The 19,510-nt window shown below is 71.3% G+C and carries 22 protein-coding genes and 1 tRNA gene; 15 read left to right on the top strand and 8 right to left on the bottom strand.

Annotated features, from left to right (window positions below):
- Positions 1-4: 4 nt before the first annotated feature.
- Entirely contained in the window at positions 5-1,600 is a 1,596-nt protein-coding gene (locus tag ACGFI8_RS10510) for a circularly permuted type 2 ATP-grasp protein (protein ID WP_392802741.1), read from the bottom strand.
- A gap of 112 nt (positions 1,601-1,712) precedes the next feature.
- Complete coding sequence (gene bcp / locus ACGFI8_RS10515) at positions 1,713-2,186, bottom strand: thioredoxin-dependent thiol peroxidase (RefSeq protein WP_392802743.1); 474 nt, start codon at positions 2,184-2,186, stop codon at positions 1,713-1,715.
- Between the two features lie 139 nt (positions 2,187-2,325).
- Between bcp and ACGFI8_RS10520 the strand changes: the two genes are divergently transcribed.
- From ACGFI8_RS10520 to ACGFI8_RS10535, 4 genes are all read left to right on the top strand, one after another.
- Positions 2,326-4,137 (top strand): copper resistance CopC/CopD family protein, encoded by a 1,812-nt coding sequence (locus ACGFI8_RS10520; protein WP_392802746.1) that lies wholly within the window; start codon positions 2,326-2,328, stop codon positions 4,135-4,137.
- Between the two features lie 264 nt (positions 4,138-4,401).
- Positions 4,402-5,088 (top strand): hypothetical protein, encoded by a 687-nt coding sequence (locus tag ACGFI8_RS10525; RefSeq protein WP_392802748.1) that lies wholly within the window; start codon positions 4,402-4,404, stop codon positions 5,086-5,088.
- Between the two features lie 107 nt (positions 5,089-5,195).
- Entirely contained in the window at positions 5,196-5,834 is a 639-nt protein-coding gene (orn, locus tag ACGFI8_RS10530; RefSeq protein WP_392802750.1) for an oligoribonuclease, read from the top strand.
- Positions 5,835-5,887: 53 nt separating this feature from the next.
- Positions 5,888-5,963 (top strand) — tRNA-His (locus ACGFI8_RS10535).
- Between the two features lie 57 nt (positions 5,964-6,020).
- Here ACGFI8_RS10535 and ACGFI8_RS10540 read toward each other — a convergent pair.
- From ACGFI8_RS10540 to ACGFI8_RS10555, 4 genes are all read right to left on the bottom strand, one after another.
- Positions 6,021-6,323: a hypothetical protein gene (locus ACGFI8_RS10540; RefSeq protein ID WP_392802753.1), complete on the bottom strand. Its 303-nt coding sequence runs from the start codon at positions 6,321-6,323 to the stop codon at positions 6,021-6,023.
- Positions 6,324-6,886: 563 nt separating this feature from the next.
- Complete coding sequence (locus tag ACGFI8_RS10545) at positions 6,887-7,306, bottom strand: globin (protein WP_392802756.1); 420 nt, start codon at positions 7,304-7,306, stop codon at positions 6,887-6,889.
- Positions 7,307-7,310: 4 nt separating this feature from the next.
- Complete coding sequence (locus tag ACGFI8_RS10550; protein ID WP_392802758.1) at positions 7,311-8,813, bottom strand: MFS transporter; 1,503 nt, start codon at positions 8,811-8,813, stop codon at positions 7,311-7,313.
- A gap of 333 nt (positions 8,814-9,146) precedes the next feature.
- Positions 9,147-10,217 carry a mechanosensitive ion channel family protein gene (locus ACGFI8_RS10555; RefSeq protein ID WP_392802761.1) on the bottom strand — a complete coding sequence of 357 codons (1,071 nt, stop codon included), beginning with the start codon at positions 10,215-10,217 and terminating at the stop codon, positions 9,147-9,149.
- 214 nt (positions 10,218-10,431) lie between these two features.
- Here ACGFI8_RS10555 and ACGFI8_RS10560 point away from each other — a divergent pair, with 214 nt between their 5' ends.
- The 3 genes from ACGFI8_RS10560 to ACGFI8_RS10570 all read left to right on the top strand — a co-directional run bounded on the left by ACGFI8_RS10560 (position 10,432) and on the right by ACGFI8_RS10570 (position 11,824).
- Positions 10,432-10,974, top strand: coding sequence for an HNH endonuclease (locus ACGFI8_RS10560; protein WP_392802764.1), 543 nt, complete (start codon positions 10,432-10,434; stop codon positions 10,972-10,974).
- Between the two features lie 150 nt (positions 10,975-11,124).
- Positions 11,125-11,433, top strand: coding sequence for a hypothetical protein (locus ACGFI8_RS10565; protein WP_392802767.1), 309 nt, complete (start codon positions 11,125-11,127; stop codon positions 11,431-11,433).
- On the top strand, positions 11,420-11,824 hold the full coding sequence (locus tag ACGFI8_RS10570) for a DUF5130 family protein (protein ID WP_392802770.1): 405 nt from the start codon (positions 11,420-11,422) through the stop codon (positions 11,822-11,824). The genes ACGFI8_RS10565 and ACGFI8_RS10570 overlap by 14 nt, the downstream gene beginning before the upstream one ends.
- Before the next feature lie 94 nt (positions 11,825-11,918).
- Here the strand turns inward: ACGFI8_RS10570 and pepN are convergent, their stop codons facing one another.
- A complete protein-coding gene (gene pepN, locus ACGFI8_RS10575; protein WP_392802773.1) occupies positions 11,919-14,465 on the bottom strand; it encodes an aminopeptidase N in 2,547 nt (848 codons plus the stop codon).
- Positions 14,466-14,650: 185 nt separating this feature from the next.
- Here pepN and ACGFI8_RS10580 point away from each other — a divergent pair, with 185 nt between their 5' ends.
- From ACGFI8_RS10580 to ACGFI8_RS10615, 8 genes are all read left to right on the top strand, one after another.
- Complete coding sequence (locus tag ACGFI8_RS10580) at positions 14,651-15,280, top strand: disulfide bond formation protein DsbA (RefSeq protein WP_392802914.1); 630 nt, start codon at positions 14,651-14,653, stop codon at positions 15,278-15,280.
- A 26-nt stretch (positions 15,281-15,306) separates the two neighbouring features.
- Positions 15,307-15,678, top strand: coding sequence for a hypothetical protein (locus ACGFI8_RS10585; protein ID WP_392802776.1), 372 nt, complete (start codon positions 15,307-15,309; stop codon positions 15,676-15,678).
- A gap of 44 nt (positions 15,679-15,722) precedes the next feature.
- A complete protein-coding gene (locus tag ACGFI8_RS10590; protein WP_392802778.1) occupies positions 15,723-16,049 on the top strand; it encodes a DUF3817 domain-containing protein in 327 nt (108 codons plus the stop codon).
- A 39-nt stretch (positions 16,050-16,088) separates the two neighbouring features.
- Positions 16,089-16,502, top strand: a complete 414-nt coding sequence (locus ACGFI8_RS10595) for an ATP-binding protein (protein ID WP_392802917.1) — start codon at positions 16,089-16,091, stop codon at positions 16,500-16,502.
- Positions 16,503-16,649: 147 nt separating this feature from the next.
- Positions 16,650-16,832, top strand: a complete 183-nt coding sequence (locus ACGFI8_RS10600; protein ID WP_392802780.1) for a hypothetical protein — start codon at positions 16,650-16,652, stop codon at positions 16,830-16,832.
- 17 nt (positions 16,833-16,849) lie between these two features.
- Positions 16,850-18,028: a DUF1015 family protein gene (locus ACGFI8_RS10605; protein WP_392802783.1), complete on the top strand. Its 1,179-nt coding sequence runs from the start codon at positions 16,850-16,852 to the stop codon at positions 18,026-18,028.
- Between the two features lie 55 nt (positions 18,029-18,083).
- Complete coding sequence (locus ACGFI8_RS10610; protein ID WP_392802786.1) at positions 18,084-18,278, top strand: hypothetical protein; 195 nt, start codon at positions 18,084-18,086, stop codon at positions 18,276-18,278.
- Positions 18,279-18,291: 13 nt separating this feature from the next.
- Positions 18,292-18,762 carry a ribose-5-phosphate isomerase gene (locus ACGFI8_RS10615; protein WP_392802789.1) on the top strand — a complete coding sequence of 157 codons (471 nt, stop codon included), beginning with the start codon at positions 18,292-18,294 and terminating at the stop codon, positions 18,760-18,762.
- Positions 18,763-18,772: 10 nt separating this feature from the next.
- Here ACGFI8_RS10615 and ACGFI8_RS10620 read toward each other — a convergent pair whose 3' ends face one another.
- Positions 18,773-19,480 (bottom strand): GntR family transcriptional regulator, encoded by a 708-nt coding sequence (locus ACGFI8_RS10620; protein WP_392802792.1) that lies wholly within the window; start codon positions 19,478-19,480, stop codon positions 18,773-18,775.
- Between the last annotated feature and the right edge of the window lie 30 nt (positions 19,481-19,510).

The raw sequence follows: 19,510 nt of genomic DNA on the forward strand, positions 1-19,510 counted from the left end.
ACTCCTACTGCTGTTGTCCGGCCATCTGCGCGGCCGCCGGGCCGCTGTCACGGGGGCTGCCGCCCGAGTCCCGGACGCGGTGCCTCGGGGCGCCTGGTCCGGGTCGATCAGCGCGAAACGAGCCAGGCCGGGCGGAGGGCGCGGGCTCGCCCGGGTGGGCCAGCACCCAGGTGTCCTTGGAGCCGCCGCCCTGGCTGGAGTTGACGACGAGGGCGCCCTCCGGCAGCGCGACCCGGGTCAGGCCGCCGGGCAGCAGCCAGATCTCGTTGCCGTCGTTGACGGCGAACGGCCGCAGGTCGATGTGGCGGGGCGCCACCCGGTCGCCGAGCAGCGTCGGCGACGTGGACAGCGCGACCGGGCGCTGCGCGATCCAGCCGCGCGGGTCCTGCTCGACCGCTCGCCGCAGCCCGGCCAGCGTCTCCTCGGAGGCCTGCGGCCCGATGACGATGCCCTTGCCGCCGGCGCCGTCGACCGGCTTGAGCACCAGTTGGTCGAGCCGGTCCAGCACGTCGTACAGCACGTCCGGGTCGCGGTCGTCGAGCCGGTACGTCTCGACGTTGTCGACCAGCGGCTCCTCGGACAGGTAGTAGCGGATCAGGTCCGGCACGTAGGTGTAGACGAGCTTGTCGTCGGCGACCCCGTTGCCGACCGAGTTGGCCAGCGTGACCTGCCCGGCGCGGGCCGCGTTGACGATCCCGGGGCAGCCGATGACCGAGTCGGGGCGGAAGTGCAGCGGGTCGATGAACTCGTCGTCGACCCGCCGGTACACCACGTGCACCGGACGCTCGCCCTGCGTGGTGCGCATGCGCACGCGGTTGCCGCCGCAGACCAGGTCGCGGCCCTCGACGAGTTCGACGCCCATGAGGCGGGCCAGCAGCGCGTGCTCGAAGTACGCCGCGTTGTAGACGCCCGGGGTGAGCACCACGACGGTCGGGTCGTCGACGCCCTCCGGGGCCGCTGCCCGCAGCGCCGCGAGCAGCCGGGCCGGGTAGTCGTCGACCGGCCGGACGCGTGCGTCCGCGAACAGCGCCGGCATGGTGTGGGTCAGGGCGCGGCGGTTCTCGATGACGTACGACACCCCGGACGGGATGCGCAGGTTGTCCTCGAGGACCCGGAAGCGGCCCTCCTCGTCGCGGATGAGGTCGACGCCGCTGATGTGGAGTCGCACGCCGTTGGGCGGTTCGATCCCGTGCGCCTGGCGGTGGAAGTGTGCGCTGGTGGTGATGAGCTTGCGGGGCACGACGCCGTCGACGAACACGCGGCCGGCGCCGTAGATGTCGGCGAGGAACGCCTCGAGGGCCTTGACCCGCTGCTGGACGGCGGCTGTCAGCAGGTCCCACTCGGTGGCGTCGAGGATGCGGGGGATGAGGTCGAGCGGGAACGGACGCTCCTCGCCCGCATAGGCGAAGGTGACCCCACGGTCGGTGAAGACGCGGGCCAGCTGGTCGGCCCGGAACCGGAGGTCGGCCGGGGCCAGCGGCTGGAGCGCGGCGAACAGTGAACGATAGGGCGATCGCGGCTGGCCGGGGCGTTCGAACATCTCGTCCCAAGCTTCGAACATGGCCCCGGACATCGAGTACTCATCGAAGATGTCCGCCATGACGAGAGCCTAGGCACGAACCGTTTCGGCCGGATTACCGATGTGTTTTGGCGCGCGATCTTGCGCTGACCTTGGCCTATGTCCTCGGATCCGGGCCGGGGGCCGCCGCCGCTCAGTCCAGGCCGAGATCCTTGCGAAGCTTCGCCACGTGCCCGGTGGCGCGCACGTTGTAGAGGGCCCGCTCGATGGTTCCCTTCTCGTCGATCACGAAGGTGGAGCGGATCACGCCGAGCACCGTGCGGCCGTAGTTCTGCTTCTCGCCGTAGGCGCCGTAGGCGCGCAGCACCGAGCGGTCGGGGTCGGAGACGAGCGGGAACGTGATCGCGTCGTGCTCGCGGAACTGGGCCAGCTTCGCGGGGGAGTCCGGCGAGATGCCGACGACCTCGTATCCGGCCGCCTTCAGCGAGGCCAGGTTGTCACGGAAGTCGCACGCCTGCTTGGTGCAGCCCGGGGTCATAGCGGCGGGGTAGGCATAGAGGACGACCTTGCGGCCGCGAAGGTCGGCGAGCGACAGGGGCTCGTCCCGGTCCGTCTGCAGCGTGAACTCGGGGGCGGTGTCACCCGGCTCGAGGCGCGTCGTCGTCATGACTGGACTCTATCGCGTGCGGGTCGGGGCCGAGGGGGCGCATAGCGCCGCGTACCTGAACGACTACGGATGGTTATTGGGAACTTTCGGTGGTCGACCCGCGACCACCCGGGAATGACGGGCGCGAAATCATGACGTCATGACCCGACGCAGATGGTCCGTACCCCTGGCGATGCTCCTCGGCGCCCTGGCCATCCTCGTGCTGCCCGCCGCGCCCGCCAGCGCGCATGCCACCCTCGAGCAGACCGCACCCGTCGCCGGCACCGTTCTCGACCAGCTGCCCGGCGAGGTCACGCTGACCTTCAGCGAGCCGGTGCGCCTCGTCGCCGACAAGATCCGCATCACCGGCCCGGACGGCAACCGGGCCGACACCGGCAAGCCCGCCGTGCGCGACACGGAGCTGGTCATCCCGTTGAAGCCGGGCGGCCCGAAGGGCACCTACCTGGTCAGCTACCGGGTCATCTCGGCCGACAGCCACCCGGTCAGCGGCGGCTACAGCTTCTCCTACGGCCAGGTCTCCGCGACCCCGAACGCCGACGACGCCGGCTCCTCGGTCCAGACCGACGCCGTGGTCAAGAACGCCATGTCGGTCGCGCGCTTCCTCGGCTTCGCCGGCCTGGTGCTGCTCGTCGGCCCGGCGCTGATCCTGTTCGCCCTCTGGCCGCGCCGGCTCCCCGCCCGCGACCCGGGCCGGCTGGCGCAGGCGGGCGCCGGGCTGCTCGCGGTGAGCACGATCCTGGAGTTGTACCTCCAGATCCCCTACACCGCCGGCACGACGCTCTTCGACGTCACCGGCGCGGCGACCCGCGAGGTGCTGGGCACCCCGTTCGGCGCGGCCCACCTCGTGCGGCTCGGCGTGGTCCTCGCCACCGCGGTGCTGCTGCGCCCGGTGATCGCGGGGCGCGCGGGCAAGGTCGACCAGACGCTGCTGATCATCCTCGGCGTGGTCGGGCTCGCCACCTGGCCGATCTCCGGGCACCCGAGCGCCTCGCCGGTGCCGACCCTGACCGTGGTCGCCGACGCCGCCCACCTCGCGGCCATGTCGATCTGGCTCGGCGGGCTGGTCATGCTGTTCGGGTTCCTGCTGCGCCGCGCGAACACGCGGGAGCTCACCGCGATCGTCCCGGTGTGGTCCGGGTGGGCGCTCTTCGCGATCACGGTGCTCGTGCTGGCGGGCACCGCGCAGGCGCTCGTGGAGATCGGCACGATCGACGCGCTCACGGGCACGTTGTACGGCCAATTGGTGATCGCCAAGGTGGCGCTGCTCGCCGTCGTGGTGTCCGTGGCCGCGTACTCCCGCAGCCTGACGAATCGCCGCTTCACGCCGAGCCCGGTTGCGGCGGACGTCGGCGACATTTCGGAAATGCCAGAAAAAGTGGCGATGGCAGACGGTGCCGAACTACCGGGCGGCAACGAGGAGGACGAAGACGAGGCGGAAAGCGATGAAGGGGAGGTTGGCCAGCCCGCCGAGGTGGATCGACCCAAGGCGGAACAGCACGACCGGAAGCGACTGCGCACCGCGGTCCTGATCGAGGTCGCCATCGCCGTCGTCATCTTGGCGCTCGCCTCGGTTCTGGTGCAGACCAGCCCGGCGCGGAGCGGGCAGAGCGACGTCCCGCCCGGGCCGTTCGAGAGCACCGTCTCGACCAGCGTGCTCAAGCTCCAGGTCGACATCTCGCCGGCCACGGTCGGGCAGAACTCCATCCACCTGTACGCCCTCAAGCCCGACGGCTCCGGACTGCCCCAGACGGTGGTCGAGTGGAAGGCGACCGCGGCGCTGCCGGCCAAGGGTATCGAGCCCATCAACGTGCCGACGCTCGCGATCTCCGACGACCACGCGCTGGGGCAGGTTTCGCTCGTCTCGCCGGGCACGTGGGAGTTCAAGTTCACGGCCCGCGTCGACGATCTCAACCAGGCCACGGTAACGGTGCAGGTGCCCGTCAAGCCCTGAGCGATCTGAACGATCCTGCTCGGTGGTTTTCGGACAATACGGGCATTTTGCGACCGATTTGCCGGTAATGTCAGCTCCGCCGCGAGCCCGTCCGGCGACGCGTCCGGCGCGAGCCCGTCCGGCGCGAGCGCCCGGCGGCCAGCGCTTCTGGCTCAGCCGAAGCGAGCAGGGCAGCGATCAGAAGGCGGCCGACAGGAGGCGGGCGCGGCGGAGCTGACCTGGTCCCCGTCCGCCCTGCGCGGCCGGCACCTGGCGCTGGTCATCATGCGCGCCGACGGTACCGCCGGCATCGACGCCACGGTCACCGCGCGCCTGGCGCCGGCGTGGCTCGGCCCGACCACCGGCGGCCTGATGATGCTCGGCACCGCGCTGTTCCTGCTGGCGCTGCTCACCCTGGCCTGGCCACCGGCCCGCGCCCCCGAGCCGCACGCGCTGCCGGCCCTCCCGGCCCAGCCCACGTCGGAGACCCGCGACGAGCCGGAGGAGACCCCGGAGCCCGAGTCCGAGGGGCCGGAGGCGGACGAGGCCGACGAGGCCAAGGACGAGGCGTCCAGCGCCGAGGCGCCGGGGGAGGGGCCGCGGACGGCGCCCAGCGAGTCCGTCCTGGCGACGCTCGCCGACGTCCTGGCCGAGGCGGACGCCGAGACGACCGCCGAGACGACCGCGGAGGCCGATTCCGGGCCCACCGCACCGGGTCCGGAAGCCGACAACGTAACAACCGAACCGAAGGATCCGCTGCTCCTCACTGAGAGCGAGCTCGACCGGCCCGCGCCGAAGGACGTCGAGCTCGACGGCGACGGACCGATCGAGCTGCCCCCGCTGCCCGTCATGCCGGCCATCGAACTGCAGTTCACCTGGGCGCCGGTCGCGCTGAGCGAGCCTGCTGGGGACGCCGCATGCGAGCCGGGGCAGCGCCGCGACACCGCCGGCTCGGGCACGGCGGCGCGCTGAGGACGGCGCTCGGGCCGCGTGAGTCGTGCCACAGTGGCCTGTGGTGTTGGTAACGACATCGCGCAGTATGAGCGGTTGCGCACACCGAGGAGTGAGAAGTCGACCAGATGAACACTAGGCTGTCCGGTGTGGGTGATCTTTTGGTCTGGATCGACTGTGAGATGACGGGGCTGGATCTGGGGAAGGATGCGCTGATCGAAGTCGCGGCGCTGGTGACCGACCCCGATCTCAACGTGCTCGGCGAGGGCGTCGACGTGGTGATCCACGCTGATGACGCCGCGCTCGACGGCATGCTCGAGGTCGTCCGTGACATGCACGGCAAGTCGGGCCTCACCGAGGCCGTGCGCGCCTCAACGGTGACCATGGCCGAGGCCGAGGACATGATCATGGCGTACGTCACGGAGCACGTTCGCGACCCGCGCACCGCCCCGCTGTGCGGCAACTCGATCGCGACCGACCGCGGCTTCCTCGCCCGTGACATGCCACGCCTCGATCACCACCTCCACTACCGGATGATCGACGTGTCCTCCATCAAGGAGCTGTGCCGGCGGTGGTATCCGCGGGTGTACTTCGGCCAGCCACCGAAGGGCCTCGCCCACCGCGCCCTGGCCGACATCCGCGAGAGCATCCGCGAGCTCGAGTACTACCGGCGCACGCTCTTCGTGCCGCTGCCCGGGCCCGACGTCGACACCGCGAAGGCCATCGCCGCCGAGTTGAGCCGGGAAGGCGACACGAACGCGTCATAACCCTGTCGACGGATCCCGCCCCGCATGCCCTACTATTAGCGGGCGAGTTCATGGTGGCTGTAGCTCAGTTGGCAGAGCACCGGGTTGTGGTCCCGGGTGTCGTGGGTTCAAATCCCATCAGTCACCCCATACAGATCGGCCCCCGTCGCAGGACGGGGGCCGATCTCTTTTCCGCGGGGGTGCGGGTCAGGGCAGGGGCAGCAGCGCCAGCCGAGCGTGGTACTCGTTGCCGATCCGCTCCGTGTCCGAGCCGACCAGCAGGCCCTGCGGGGTCGCGAGCAGTGCCCTGGCGCCGACGCCGCGCGGGGCGCGCTTGGGGTTCCAGTCGGTGGCCTTGCCCGTCAGCGGGTTGATCGCGGCGATGCCGGGGCGGGACACGGCCCCGGGCCCGGCCGACTCGTGGCCCTGCGGGCACCGGTCGGTCGCGCCGATCCGGCTGAACGAGCCGGCGGCGTAGAGCCACGGGCCGTACGAGACGAGGCTGCGCACGTCGCCCCAGTTGATCGCGGCGGTGAAGGCCGGGACCCGGCCGCCGTCGGCGAGGCTGAGCCGGGCCAGGCCGCGCTGCGACCCGCCGGCGATGCGCTGGAACGCCCCGCCCGCGTAGACGGTGTTGTCCGGGCCGGTGGCCAGGGCGCGAGTACCGGGGCGTCGGGCTGCGGCGCGAACGGCAGGATCTCGCCGGTCGCGGCGCGGTACGCGAACAGGTTGTCGCGCTTGTACCGCACCTTGCGCGTGGCGTCGGTCACGGTCGTGAAGTCCCCGCCCACCACCACCGCGTCACCGACCACCGCGAATGCGCGCACCTCGCCGTCGAGCACGTGAGGAGTGAAGTCGGCGGGGTTGGTCGACACCTGGGTGGGCTGGTTCAGGGCGGCGGAGGCGGGGATGGCGACCGCGAACGCGGCCAGTGCGGTTGCGGCCGCGGCGATCAGGCGTCGGCGCATGCGTGCGTCTCCTTGGTCTCTCGTTGGTGAAAAGAACGTGCCGCCGGACACGGCGGCACATATGCGACCAACGGGAGAACGTCACGAAAGGAAACGCTAAGACCGTTAAAGCACCGAAATGGCCGGAGAGTCCGATTCGTTCGGATCGTCGGCATTGACCATGAAGTGGGCGGCGCGCTCGAGGTACTCCCACAGCACCGCCTCGTGCTCGGGCGCGAGCTGGATCGCGTCGACGGCCCGGCGCATCTGCCGCAGCCACGCGTCGCGCTCGGCCGAGGCGATCCGGAAGGGCGCGTGCCGCATCCGCAGCCGGGGATGGCCGCGGCGCTCCGAGTAGGTGCCCGGGCCGCCCCAGTACTGGATCAGGAACAGCCGGAACCGCTCGTTGGCCGGGCCGAGGTCCTCCTCCGGATACAGCGGCCGCAGGATCGGGTCCTCGGCCACGCCGGCGTAGAACTCGTCGACGAGCTTGCGGAAGGTCGGCTCGCCGCCGACGAGCTCGTAGAAGTTGTCAGGGGACGTCACGCCATCAACTATGCCGCGCGGCCTGGGAGGGGGGTGGCGGCGGGAGGCCGTCGAGCTCCGCGGTGCGCTCGCTGAGGTCGACCGTGCGCTCCGCGGGGTCGAGCATCGGCGGCTCCCGGCGCGCCGACGGCCCGGGCGAGGGGCGCCGGCGGGGCGGCAGCGGGGCGCGGCCCAGGTCGATGGTGACCTCGCCGAAGTCGTCGATGCGGTTGGGGCGCTCGGTGGCGGCGTGCTGCTCGGCCGCGACCCGGACCTTGTTGGCCGCGATCGCGTCGGCGATGGTGGCCCGCGTCGGCCAGGCGGCGATGATGAGCACCATGGCGGCAACGCCTGCGATCCCGAAGTACCCCACGACGTCCGGCAGCGGGTAGTAGGTCGCCAGCCAGGCGGTGAAGACGATCGCGGCGCCCTGTAGCAGGTGCACGCCGCTCTGCATGACGCCGAACGCGCGGGCCCGGAACGCCGGCGGCAGGACCTGCACGAACAGCCCGTTGCCGGCCGGCAGCGTGATGGCCAGCGACGCCCCTGAGAGCACCGTCATGATCACGACGACGACCAGGCTCGGGTCGAACAGCGCCGGCACGAGCGACAATGGCGTGACGATCGCCACCGGGCGGATCAATGCGATCCGCCGATGTGGCCGCAGCAGCCACGTCACCAGCGCGCTGCCGAACACGAAGCCGCACGCGGCGGCGATCATGATCGCGCCGAACGTGAAGGGGTCGGCGCGCCCCGTCAGGTGGGCGGCCCACGCCGCGGCGAGGCCCTCGGGCACCACGCCGAAGCAGACCCCGCAGAAGACGATCAGCGCGATGGCCCGCATGACCGGCGAGCGGAATACGACCCGGTAGCCGTCGGCGGCCTCGCGTATCAGGTTGGTGCGCTGCTCCACCTTCAGGCTCGGCGCCCGCTCCTTGACCACCACGGCGATGAGCAGCGCGGAGATCGCGAACGTGACCCCGTTGAACAGCAGCGCGGCGGAGTCGTCGAAGGCGACCAGCACGGCGCCCAGGGCGTAGCCGCCGATCAGCGCCATCTGGGTGGCGGTGCGGTTGAGTGTGATGCCGATGACGTACCGCTCTCCCTGCAGCAGCCGCGGCAGCAGCGCCGAGCGGGAGCTGTCGAACGGCGGGCTCAGCAGCGCGTTGCCGAACAGCAGCGCGATGAGCACCCCGGCGGGCGCGTGGGGAAAGGCGGCCAGCACGAACATGATCCCGGCACGGATGAGGTCGCAGCCGATCATGGTGCGGCGGTACGGATGGCGCTCCGCCCAGGCCGACAGCAGCGCGCCGAAGCCGAGCCACGGCAGGTAGCTCACGGCGAACGCGGCGCCCGAGAGGACCGCCGAGTGCGTCTGGCCGTAGACCACGGCGACGACGGCCGCCCGGGCCACGTTGTCGCCGAGGGCGGACTGGGTCTGGGCCGCGAAGACGGCGGCGAACTCGCGGTTGGCGAGCGTCTCGCGGATGGTGGCAGGGCGTTGGGCGGACTCGTCGGGGTCGGACACCGGCGGAGCCCCCTTCCCTCGGTCACGACGGCGGCGTAAACGTTCGCGGGCGCGGCCGAACCGGTCATTCCACCACCAAGAGGGGTCAATGGCGGCGGACCGGGATACTGTGCAGCGATGCACCTGAACGAACGGACGATAACCGACTGGCCACCCGACGCGCGACCCTACCCTCCGGGTTGATCACAGATGACCGCTAGATCGGACAAATTCCTCCGTTCGTCGCAGTGCGAGCTATATGGCCACATCGGCCGGGTGGCTAGCCGCCTCCTGGCGTGCTTTGCTCGTGCCGGACGAAGGATCGGCGCCGGACGACGGGCCGGTCAGGCCGGGTCAGGTCAGGTCGGGCTGCCCGGTGTGCCCAGTCTGCTTGGTCTGCCCAGGCGGCACGGCCGGCCCGGTCTCGCCGCCCTCGGAGTCCGGGCGGATGTACATGCGCGCCGCCGTGAGCTGCGCGGTGATGCCGGCCCGCTCCAGCGCCTCGGTGAGCCGGCGGCGCAGCTCGCGGCCGACCCGCCACTGTGCCTCGTTCGACGTCTTGACGGTGGTGCGCAGCACCGCGCCGTCGGCGGTGAGCTGCTCGACGCCGAGTACCTTCGGCGGATCCATGAAGTCCTCGGCGAAGTCCGGGTCCTCGGCGAACGCGTCGGCCGCCTCGCGCAGCACGGCGGTCGCCTGCTCGACGGAGACGAACCCGACCGGCACGTCGATGTTCACCACGGCCCAGCCCTGGCTCTTGTTGCCCACGCGGACGATCTCGCCGTTGCGCACGTACCAGAGCACGCCCGAACCGTCGCGGATCGTGGTGATCCGCAGCCCGACCGCCTCGACCGTGCCGGTGGTCGCGCCGACGTCGACCACGTCGCCTACGCCGTACTGGTCCTCCAGGAGCATGAACAGGCCGGCGATGAAGTCCTTGACCAGGTTCTGCGCGCCGAAGCCGATCGCGAGGCCGGCGATGCCGGCACTGGCCAGCAGCGGCGCGAGGTCGATCCCGATCTCGCCGAGCACCAGCATCGTCGCGATCGTGAACACCACCGCGGAGGCGATGCTGCGCAGCACCGAGCCGAGCGCCCGGGCGCGCTGGTTGCGCCGCTCGGAGGGCAGTGTGAGCGCGTTGGGCAGCCGGTTGCGCAGCGGCCGCAGCAGCGAGCCGCCCGACTCGTTGTCAGCGATCGTATGCTTGATCAGCCGGTCGACGGCCCGGTGGATGAGCGCCCGGATGACGAACGCCACCAGCACGATGATCACGATCGTCACCGGCTTGACCAGCACCAGGTAGCTGCTCTCGGCGAGCCACTTGTTCTTCGTCTGGTCGTAGACGAAGTCGCAGATGCCGCTCTTGTCCGCGCAGCTCGGTTCGGGGCCGGGCGCTTTCAGTGGCATCGCCAGAGGGCTGATCACGGAGCTCCTAGCAGCAAACCGGTGCGAACGGGGGCAAGTCCGCACAAACGTCCGAGCCAGCGGGTGAAGGTTCACTCACCGGCCGCAAATAGTACGTGCAATCCGAGGATCTATCAGGGACGATTAGCCCACGGACCCACTGCCGGTGGGCCCGTGACGAGACCTCACATGGCCTTTCCAGGGAGACTTCGCTTCACGAACTAGGGGGACGGCGATGCCTGACATACGACCCGCACGAGTATCGGGTGCGCTGGTGCTCAACGCCACCTACGAGCCGCTGTGTGTCGTGTCTGTCAGACGTGCCACCATCCTGGTCCTGACGTCGAAGGCCGTGTGCGTCGCCGACGGTGACGGGATCCTCCACAGTGCGATGAACGAACTGCCGATCCCCTCTGTGGTCCGGCTCACCCGCTACGTGCGGGTGCCGTATCGCACACACATAGGCCTCTCCCGGCGCGGCATATTCGCCCGCGACGGATGGCGTTGCGCCTACTGCCGCGGCCCGGCCGAGACCATCGACCACGTGATGCCACGCAGCCGGGGCGGGCGGCACGCCTGGGAAAACGTCGTCGCCGCCTGCGCCCGCTGCAACCACACCAAGGGTGACAAAACGCCAGCCGAACTCGGCTGGCGTTTGCATACCACCCCCATCGCGCCGAAGGGCGTCGCGTGGCGGGTGCTCGGCCACCGCACCCCCGACCCGCGCTGGGCCGACTGGCTCGACCTGCCGGCCGACGGGCTCCCGCAGGCCGCCTGAGCGTCCGGGCGGGTCCCACCCGCGGTGTGAGGTCACTCACGTGGAGCCGCGGTGGAGATCGGTCGGACACCCCCGGCAACCGGCTGGTCATGGCCGCCCGCTAACGTGAAGCCGGTCTTTTAGTCCCTTCGACGCCTGGGGGCGTTGAGCTTGTCCATCATCGAGACGACGCTGATCTTCGCCGGGATTCCGGTAGCGGTCATCCTGCTCGTCGCGGGCGCCGTCTACGCGGGGGGTTCCCGCCGTAGCAAGCGCTACCGGCCCGGACGGCCGTTCGAGTTCGCGCCCGTCTGGTTCCTTTCCGCGCCCGAGCAACTGGCCAAGGCGGCGAACGCCCGCGAGCTCACCGGGGCGCGGCGGGCGGAACTGACCGCAGGCGGCGATGCCTCCACCGCGACCGAGTGGTCCGGCGACAAGGCCCAGCCGCACGTCATCGGAGGCGCAAGTGACCGGTGGTAACCCGGCTGTCCACAAGAGCCAGCCCGAAGTCCTCAACGGCCCGTTCACCACGCGCCAGCTGCTGCGCCTCGACGAGGCGCTGCGTCTGGCCGACTCCTCGACCGGGCTGACGTTCAGCATCTACGTCGGCGACCTCGAGGAGCCGGTCCGCGCCTACGCGGAGAAGCTGCACGGCCAACTGGCCGACCCACCGCACTCCGTGCTCATCGCGCTCTCCCCGAACCAGCGCCAGCTCGAGATCGTCACCGGCGGCGAGGCCCGGCGCCGGCTGCCGGACCGTGCGGCCAAACTCGCGGCCCTGTCGATGGCCGCGTCCTTCGGCGGCGGCGACCTCGCCGGCGGCCTCGTCTCCGGCCTGGCCCAGCTCGCCGACCACGCCGGTCGGCACTGACCGGCACTGACCCGGCTCGTAGTCGCGAAACGCTAGTCACAAGTCGCGAAAACGGCGCGCGCCCCCTTCGGGGACGCGCGCCGTTCGCCTTCGCTCAGGCCGTCGCCGCGGCGTCGCGGGCGCGGGCCCTCAGGGCCCGCACGATGCCGTCGCGGCCCTCGCCCACCAGGCGGCGCAGCGGGGCCGGCCTGTCGGGCGTGGCCAGCCAGGCCTCGGTCCGCGCGACCGTGTCCTCGCTCACCTGGTACGCCGGGTAGCCCAGCTCCACGAACTCCGCCGCCGGCTCGCTGTCGCGGCTTTCCCACACCGGCAGCAGCGCGTCGAAGTAGGCGGGCACGTACGGCGCGGTCAATGCCGTCTGCGCCGAGTGCTGGAAGCCCTGCAGCAGCGAGCGCTGCAGCCAGTTGGGCAGCGAGTGGTCCTCGGTCAGCCGGCGCCACGTCTCGGCCTTCGCCTCGGCGGTCGGCACCAGGGCGCGGGCCAGCGCGGCCTGCCGCTCGCCGCTGGCCGTGCGGTCGCGGTCGAGCTCGGCCTCGATCTCGGCCGGATCGGCGGCGCCGTTGGCGACGAGCGCGTGCAGGATGCCCCAGCGCAGGTCGGCCTGGATGGTCAGGCCGGCCGGCACGTCCTCACCCCGCAGCCAGCCGGACAGCACGGCCAGGTCGGCCTCGCTGCGCGCGGCGGCCGCGAACGAGCGGGCCCACGCGAGCTGGAAGCCGCTGCCCGGCTCGGCCGAGCGCAGCGCCTCGCGCGCCGTGTCGGCCAGCTGCGTCCAGCCCTGCGGCGCCCAGGCCGGGTCGGCGTAGAAGACCAGCGCCGACTGCGCCTGCCGGATGGTGGCCGTGACGAGGTTGATGTCCTTCTCGGCCGGCAGGCCGACGGCGACGAGGCGCACGTAGTCGCGGGCGGCGAGCTCGGCGTCGCGGACCATGTCCCAGGACGCCGACCAGACCAGCGCCCGGGCCAGCGAGTTGTCCAGTCCGTCGATGTGGTCGACCACCGTGGCCATCGAGCGCGGGTCCAGCCGCAGCTTGGCGTAGGTGAGGTCGTCGTCGTTGAGCAGCAGCACGTCGGCGGCGCGGCGGCCGGCCAGCGCGGTGATCTCGGTCCGCTCGCCGTCGACGTCGGCCTCGATCAGCTCCCGGCGCACGAGGCCACTGTCGACAAGGTCGTAGAGGCCGATGCCGATGCGGTGGGTTCGCAGCGTCGGGTAGGCCGCCGGCGCCTCCTGGCGCACCACGACGCGCTCATACGTGCCGTCCGCCGCGACCGTCAGCTCCGGCCGCAGGGTGTTGACCTGGGCGGTCTCCAGCCACTGCGCGGCGAACTTGCGCAGCTCCTTGCCGCTGGCGCTCTCCAGCGCGGTGAGCAGGTCGTCGAAGGTGGCGTTGCCCCACTGGTGCTGCTGGAAGTAGGCGCGCAGGCCGCTGCGGAACGCGTCGATGCCGACGTAGGCGACCAGCTGCTTGATGACGCTGGCGCCCTTGGCGTAGGTGATGCCGTCGAAGTTGACCTCGACCGCCTCGACGTCGGGCATCTCGGTGTACACCGGGTGCGTCGAGGACAGCTGGTCCTGCCGGTAGCCCCAGTTCTTGCGCACGGACAGGAACGTCGTCCAGGCGTCGGAGTAGCGGGTCGCGTGGGTGTTGCACCAGTGGCTGGCCCACTCCGCGAACGACTCGTTGAGCCACAGGTCGTCCCACCAGCGCATGGTGACCAGGTCGCCGAACCACATGTGGGCCAGCTCGTGCAGGATCGTGTTGGCGCGCTGCTCGTACTCGAAGTCGGTGACCGGCGAGCGGAAGATGTAGTGCTGCTCGGCGTGGACCACGCAGCCGAAGTTCTCCATCGCGCCGGCGTTGAACTCGGGGGAGTACACCTGGTCGTACTTCGGCAGCGGGTAGCGGATGCCGAACTCTTCGTGGAAGAAGTCGAAGCCCTGCTTGGTGACCAGGTTGATCTCGTCGGCGTCGAGGTACTGCTTCATCGACTGCCGGCAGAAGACGCCGAGGTCGATGCCGTCGTGCGTCTCGCGGACCTCGTGGTAGGGCCCGGCGCACACGGCCGTGACGTAGGTGCTCATCGGCGGCGTGGGCGTGAAGTGCCGCACGAGGCCGTCCTGCCGCTCCAGCGGCATGTTGGAGATGACCTTCCAGTGCGCCGGCGCCGTCACGCGGAAGGTGAACGCCGCCTTGAGGTCCGGCTGGTCGAAGCAGGCGAAGGCGCGCTGCGCGTCGGCCGTCTCGAACTGGCTGTAGAGGTACACCTCCTTGTCCACGGGGTCGACGCTGCGGTGCAGGCCCTGGCCGGTCGTGGAGTACCCGAAGTCGGCGTCCACGACGAGCACGTTTTCGGCCGCCAGTCCCGGCAGCGCCAGCCCGCCCTCCGTCGACCAGCCACCGATGTCGACGGGCTCGCCGTTGAGCGTCGCGCCGCGCAGGGTCGCCGCGGCGACCTCGATGAAGGTGCCGGCGCCCGGCTCCCGGCAGGTGAACCGCACCTCGGTGGTCGACCGGAACGTGCCCTCCCCCGGATTTCCGGCGCCATCGGTCAGGTCGAGGCTGATGTCGTACGCCGTGACGCCGAGCAGGCGCGCCCGCTCGACGGCTTCGACCTGGCGTAGGTTGCGTACACCGGCCACGTGTCGTCTCCTGTCGTTTCGCTGTGGCCGTCCCCGTCGACGGCGTCACACCGAGTGTTCCATGTCCCCGGAGGACACTGGGGGAGTGGCTCAGGTCACTCATGCGCGAAGTAGTACGTGGCGGGAGGGTTGGGTAAGGATCGGTTCTGATTCCCGACTCTTTCACTAGTGAGGTGGTCACCGTCATGGCCGAAGACCGCGTCATAGCCGACATGTGGTTCGACCCGCGCTGCCCGTGGGCCTGGATCACCTCCCGCTGGCTGCTGGAGGTGGAGCAGGTGCGCCCCGTCCGGGTGCGCTTCCACGTCATGAGCCTGTCGGTTCTCAACGAAGGCCGCGACGACCTCCCCGAGCGATACAGGGAGGGTTTGGCAAAGGGTTGGGGGCCGGTACGCGTGGCGATCGCCGCCGAACAGAAGTTCGGTAATGAGGTACTTCGTCCGCTTTATACCGCGCTTGGCACCCGTATCCACCACGAGAAGCAGGAGCTCTCCGACGAGCTCTACCGCTCGGCCCTCGCCGAGGCCGGCCTCCCGGCGGACCTCGCGGAGTTCGCCGACTCGACTGAGTACGACGCGCAACTGCGCGAGAGCCACTTCGCCGGGATGAACCCGGTGGGGATGGACGTGGGCACGCCGGTCATCCACGTGCCGGGGCCGGACGGCAATCTCATCGCGTTTTTCGGCCCCGTCGTCACCCCCAAGCCGCGGGGTGAGGCGGCCGGTCGCCTGTGGGACGGCACGCTGATGGTCGCCGGCACGCCCGGCTTCTACGAGATCAAGCGCACCCGCGACGTGGGTCCCGTCTTCGACTGAGCGCGTTAGGAGTAGCCTGCCTACTCGTGCGGCGGTTCTTCACACCCCGGTGGGTGCTCGGCCACGCCCTGGCGCTCGCCGGGGTGGCCGTCTGCCTGTTCGCGGGTCGCTGGCAGTATCAGCGGGCCGCCGCCGGCAACATGCTCAGCTGGGCGTACACCGTCCAGTGGCCGCTCTTCGCGCTCTTCGTGGTCTTCCTGTGGGTGCGCGCGATCCGCGACGCCCGCGGCGGGAGCGCGCCCCGGCCGGCCCCGCCGCCGCTGCGCCCGCCGGTGAGCCGGGCCCCCGCCGCGCCGGCGGTGAGCGACGACGAGGATCCGGAGCTCGCGCAGTACAACCGGATGCTCGCCTGGCTCTCGGCCAACCCCGACCGCCGCCCGAGCGATTTTCCAGGGTGAGGCGACCGACCACGGATGAACCGGACAGACCAGGGAAGAACCAGATGAACCTCAACCCCGCACTCACCCGCTACCGGGTCGTGGCCTGGATCGTCGGCGTGCTGCTGATCGTGCTCACGGTGGGCACGGTGCTGAAGTACACCAACGGCGACGACACGATCGTCGCCGTCGTCGGGCCGGCGCATGGCTTCCTGTACATGGTCTACCTGGTGTTCGCCGCCGACCTGGCCCGCCGGGCGCGCTGGCGGCTCCCGTTCACGGTGCTGGTGCTGCTGGCCGGCACCGTGCCGTTCCTGTCCTTTGTCGCCGAGCGGGTCGTGACCCGCCGGGTCCGCTCGGCGTTTTCCCTCGCGACGTCCGGGGCACCCTAACGGTGCAGGCGTTCGCGCGAAGGGAGCCCGATCGTGGGGATGGAAGTCCGGCTGTCGCTCTCCCTGCCGCGTGACCGGTCGACCGTCCCGCTGACCAGGCGGGCCCTGGACGCGGCGCTGGCGGTCTTCTCCGTCACGAAGGAGTGCCGCGACGACATCGGCCTGGCGGTCGGCGAGGCGTGCGCCAACGTCGTGCAGCACGCCGCATCCGGCGCGGAGTACGAGGTCACGGTCACCATCCACGAGGACCGCTGCGTCATCGACGTGCTCGACGACGGCATCGGCCTCGACACGATGGAGATTCCCGACCCCGCGCCCGACGCCGAGGCCGGCCGCGGCCTGCGGATCATCCACGCGCTGGCGGACATGGTCGAGCTGCGCCGCCGCCAGCCCGGCGGCGCGGCCCTGCGGATCGTCAAGATGCTGACGCGTACGACGCCGGCCTTTCCCTGATTCGTGCCGTGAGCGCGACAGAACGGCTCGCGGCGGCCGCGCGTGCCTTTTCCTGGAAGACGTGCAGAGACGCACAGCCGGTGCGACACCGGCGCGAACGGGTGGCGTTGCAGCTTGCGACGACACCCTCCGGGAGAGGCCGAGACGATGACCGAGACCTGCTGGACCGTCCAGGAGCGGACCTGGAAGGACGAGCTGCCCGAGCTGCCCGACGAGGTGAGCGCGCTGCTCGCCCCACCCGTCGTGGTGTGCGCCTCGGGCCTGCCGCGCGGCGTGCGCCGCCGCACTGCGGGACGGGCGGTCCCCCGTGCTGAGGCCCGGGTCGGCTGACCTATAGCGTTTCCTTCATGACGGTTGCGCACCCGATCGCCCACGCCTGGCTCTCCACCGGAGGAACCGGAGCGCAGAACTACGACGAGTTCGCCGACGACGCGGAGATCACCGCGATCATCGCCGCCAACCCCGCCAGCGCCCTGGCCGTGGAGATGCCGCACCGGGCCCCGCAGAGCGTCGGCCGCCCGTTCCTGGACTGCCTGCCCGACGCGGTCGAGCGGCTGGGCGCCGCGAAGGAGGACGGCCACTACGCCGCCGCCTCGGACGTCGTCGTGCTCTACCGGATCACCGCGCCCGACGGCGCCCGCGCCTACGGCCTGTGGTGCATGGTCGACACCGACCAGATCTCGACCAGCGCCGACGAGCCCGGCGCGGTGATCCGTAACGAGGACGTGTTCATCGAGAAGGTCCGCGAGCGGGTCGCGCTCGCCGAGGCCACCGGCCACCTGCTCTCGCCCGTCCTGCTGCTGCAGACCGCCCACGGCGAGGCCCTGCACGCGGCGCTGGCGCAGGCCGTCGCCGACGCGGGCAGCCCGGCCGTCACCGACCTCGACCCGTCCGGCCGCGCCCACGAGATCTGGGCCGTCGGCGCCGGCACCACCCGCGACCGGCTGCTGGCGCTGGCCGGCGGCGGCGAGCTCGTCGTCGCCGACGGCAACCACCGCAGCCTCGCCGCGCAGACCGCCGGGTACCCGCGCTTCCTGGCCGTCGTCACCACCCCGGAGTCGGTGGCGATCCAGCCGTACAACCGGCTCGTCTCGGAGCTGCCGGGCCCGCTGGAAGACCTCGACCTGCGGCCGCTGACCGGCCCGGTCGGCGTGCCGGCCACGGGCGGCCGCGTGCACCTGTACACCCGCGACGGCGCCTGGTCGGCCGCCCTGCCCCGGGTCGAGGGGGCGAGCGTCGTGGACAACCTCGACCACGCCCTCGTCGAGCGGCGGCTGTTCGCCGAGGCCCTCGGCCTGGAGCCGGGCGACAAGCGGATCACGTACGTCGGCGGCGACTACCCGGCCGAGTGGCTTCGCGGCGAGGTCGACGCCGGCCGGGCCGAGCTTGCCGTGCTCATCGCGCCGGTGACCGTCGACGACTTCGTGGCGGTCAACCTGGCCCGCCAGAAGATGCCACGCAAGAGCACCTGGTTCACGCCGAAGGCGCGGGCCGGTCTGGTTGTCGCGCAGCTCGATTCGTTCTAGTCACCCGATCGTGATACACACTAGGCCGCTGAACTTCCGGGCCTGGGGTGTGCACATGCAATTGCAGATCTTCATCGCGGCGATGATCGCCGCCTGCGGCGTCGGCGCGTTCGCCGCGGCCGCTCTCGTCTGGGACCGCCGCCGCATCTGGCGGCTGCAACCGGGCGCGACGGCCGGGTGGGTGTTCGGCTTCCTGCTGCTGGGTGGCGGGTTGCTGGCGGGTTCGTGCGTGGGCCTGATCCGGCTCTGACAGACTGCCGGGTATGCGCGTCTACGTTGGTTCGGACCACGCCGGTTATGAGCTGAAGGAGCACCTGGTCAGCGCCCTCGGGGCGCAGGGCTACGAGGTCGTGGACGTCGGTCCGGCGAAGTACGACCCCGACGACGACTACCCGGCGTTCTGTCTCCACACGGGCGCCCGGGTGGTCGCCGACCCGGACAGCCTGGGCGTGGTCATCGGCGGCTCGGGCAACGGCGAGCAGATCGCCGCGAACAAGGTCCACGGCGTCCGGGCCGCCCTGGCCTGGAACATCGAGACCGCCCAGCTGGCCCGGGAGCACAACGACGCCAACGTCGTGGCCATCGGCGCGCGCCAGCACACGCTGGACGAGGCCACCACGCTCGTGACGGCGTTCCTGCAGACGAAGTTCTCCGGCAACGAGCGGCACGCCCGGCGCATCGCGCAGGTGCTGGAGTACGAGACCTCCCACACCCTGCCGCCGCTGCCCGACTAGCGCTTGCCCGTCACAGGTCGTAGGTCGCCACCAGGTCCGGTGCCTCCCTTGACAGGACCGCGTCCACGGCCAGGAACGGCACGTCGGCGACGTCGAGGACGGTGATCAGGGACACGGCCACGCTGCGGCGTTGACGCAGGGACAGCGCCGACATCTCGGCGTCCGTGGCCATGCGCGCGCCCAGGCGCTCGACGACCCGGTGGGCCGACGTGCCGTTGCGGCGCTCCACGTGGGTGAGCAGGCCGCCGTCCGGCTCGGCGGTCGCCGCGTCGGTCAGTGCGGCCGGGACGAAGACCGTGCTCAGGCCGAACGGCGGGGCCGCGCTGGTGGGCCCGGTCGGCGCCAGCAGATAGCGGGCCGCGAACAGCGGGGCGCCCGCCGGGCGGTCCAGCGCGGCCGCGATCCGCGCCGGGGCGAGGACGCACCGGATGCCCAGCGGGACGGCGTGCCGGTCGGCCTGCAGCAGGAACCGGACGCGGTGCGGCAGGGTGGCGAGCGTGGTCGCCGGGCGGCCCAGCACGATGCGCCCCTTGCCCTGCACGCCCCGGACCCAGCCCTGCCGGCGCAGGTACCGCAGCGCCCGCACCACGGTCGAGCGGGACGTGCGGAACTCGCGGGTGAGCTGGGCCTCGCTGGGCAGCAGCGCGCCGACGGCGTAGAACTCACCGTCGATGCGGCTCTGCAGGGCGCTGACGATCTCGGCGTACTTCGGCGGCACGGCGGCAACTGGCCCTTCGATCGGGCTGCG

Origin of the sequence: Dactylosporangium sp. NPDC048998, assembly GCF_043197855.1 — a bacterium.
GTDB lineage: Bacteria > Actinomycetota > Actinomycetes > Mycobacteriales > Micromonosporaceae > Dactylosporangium.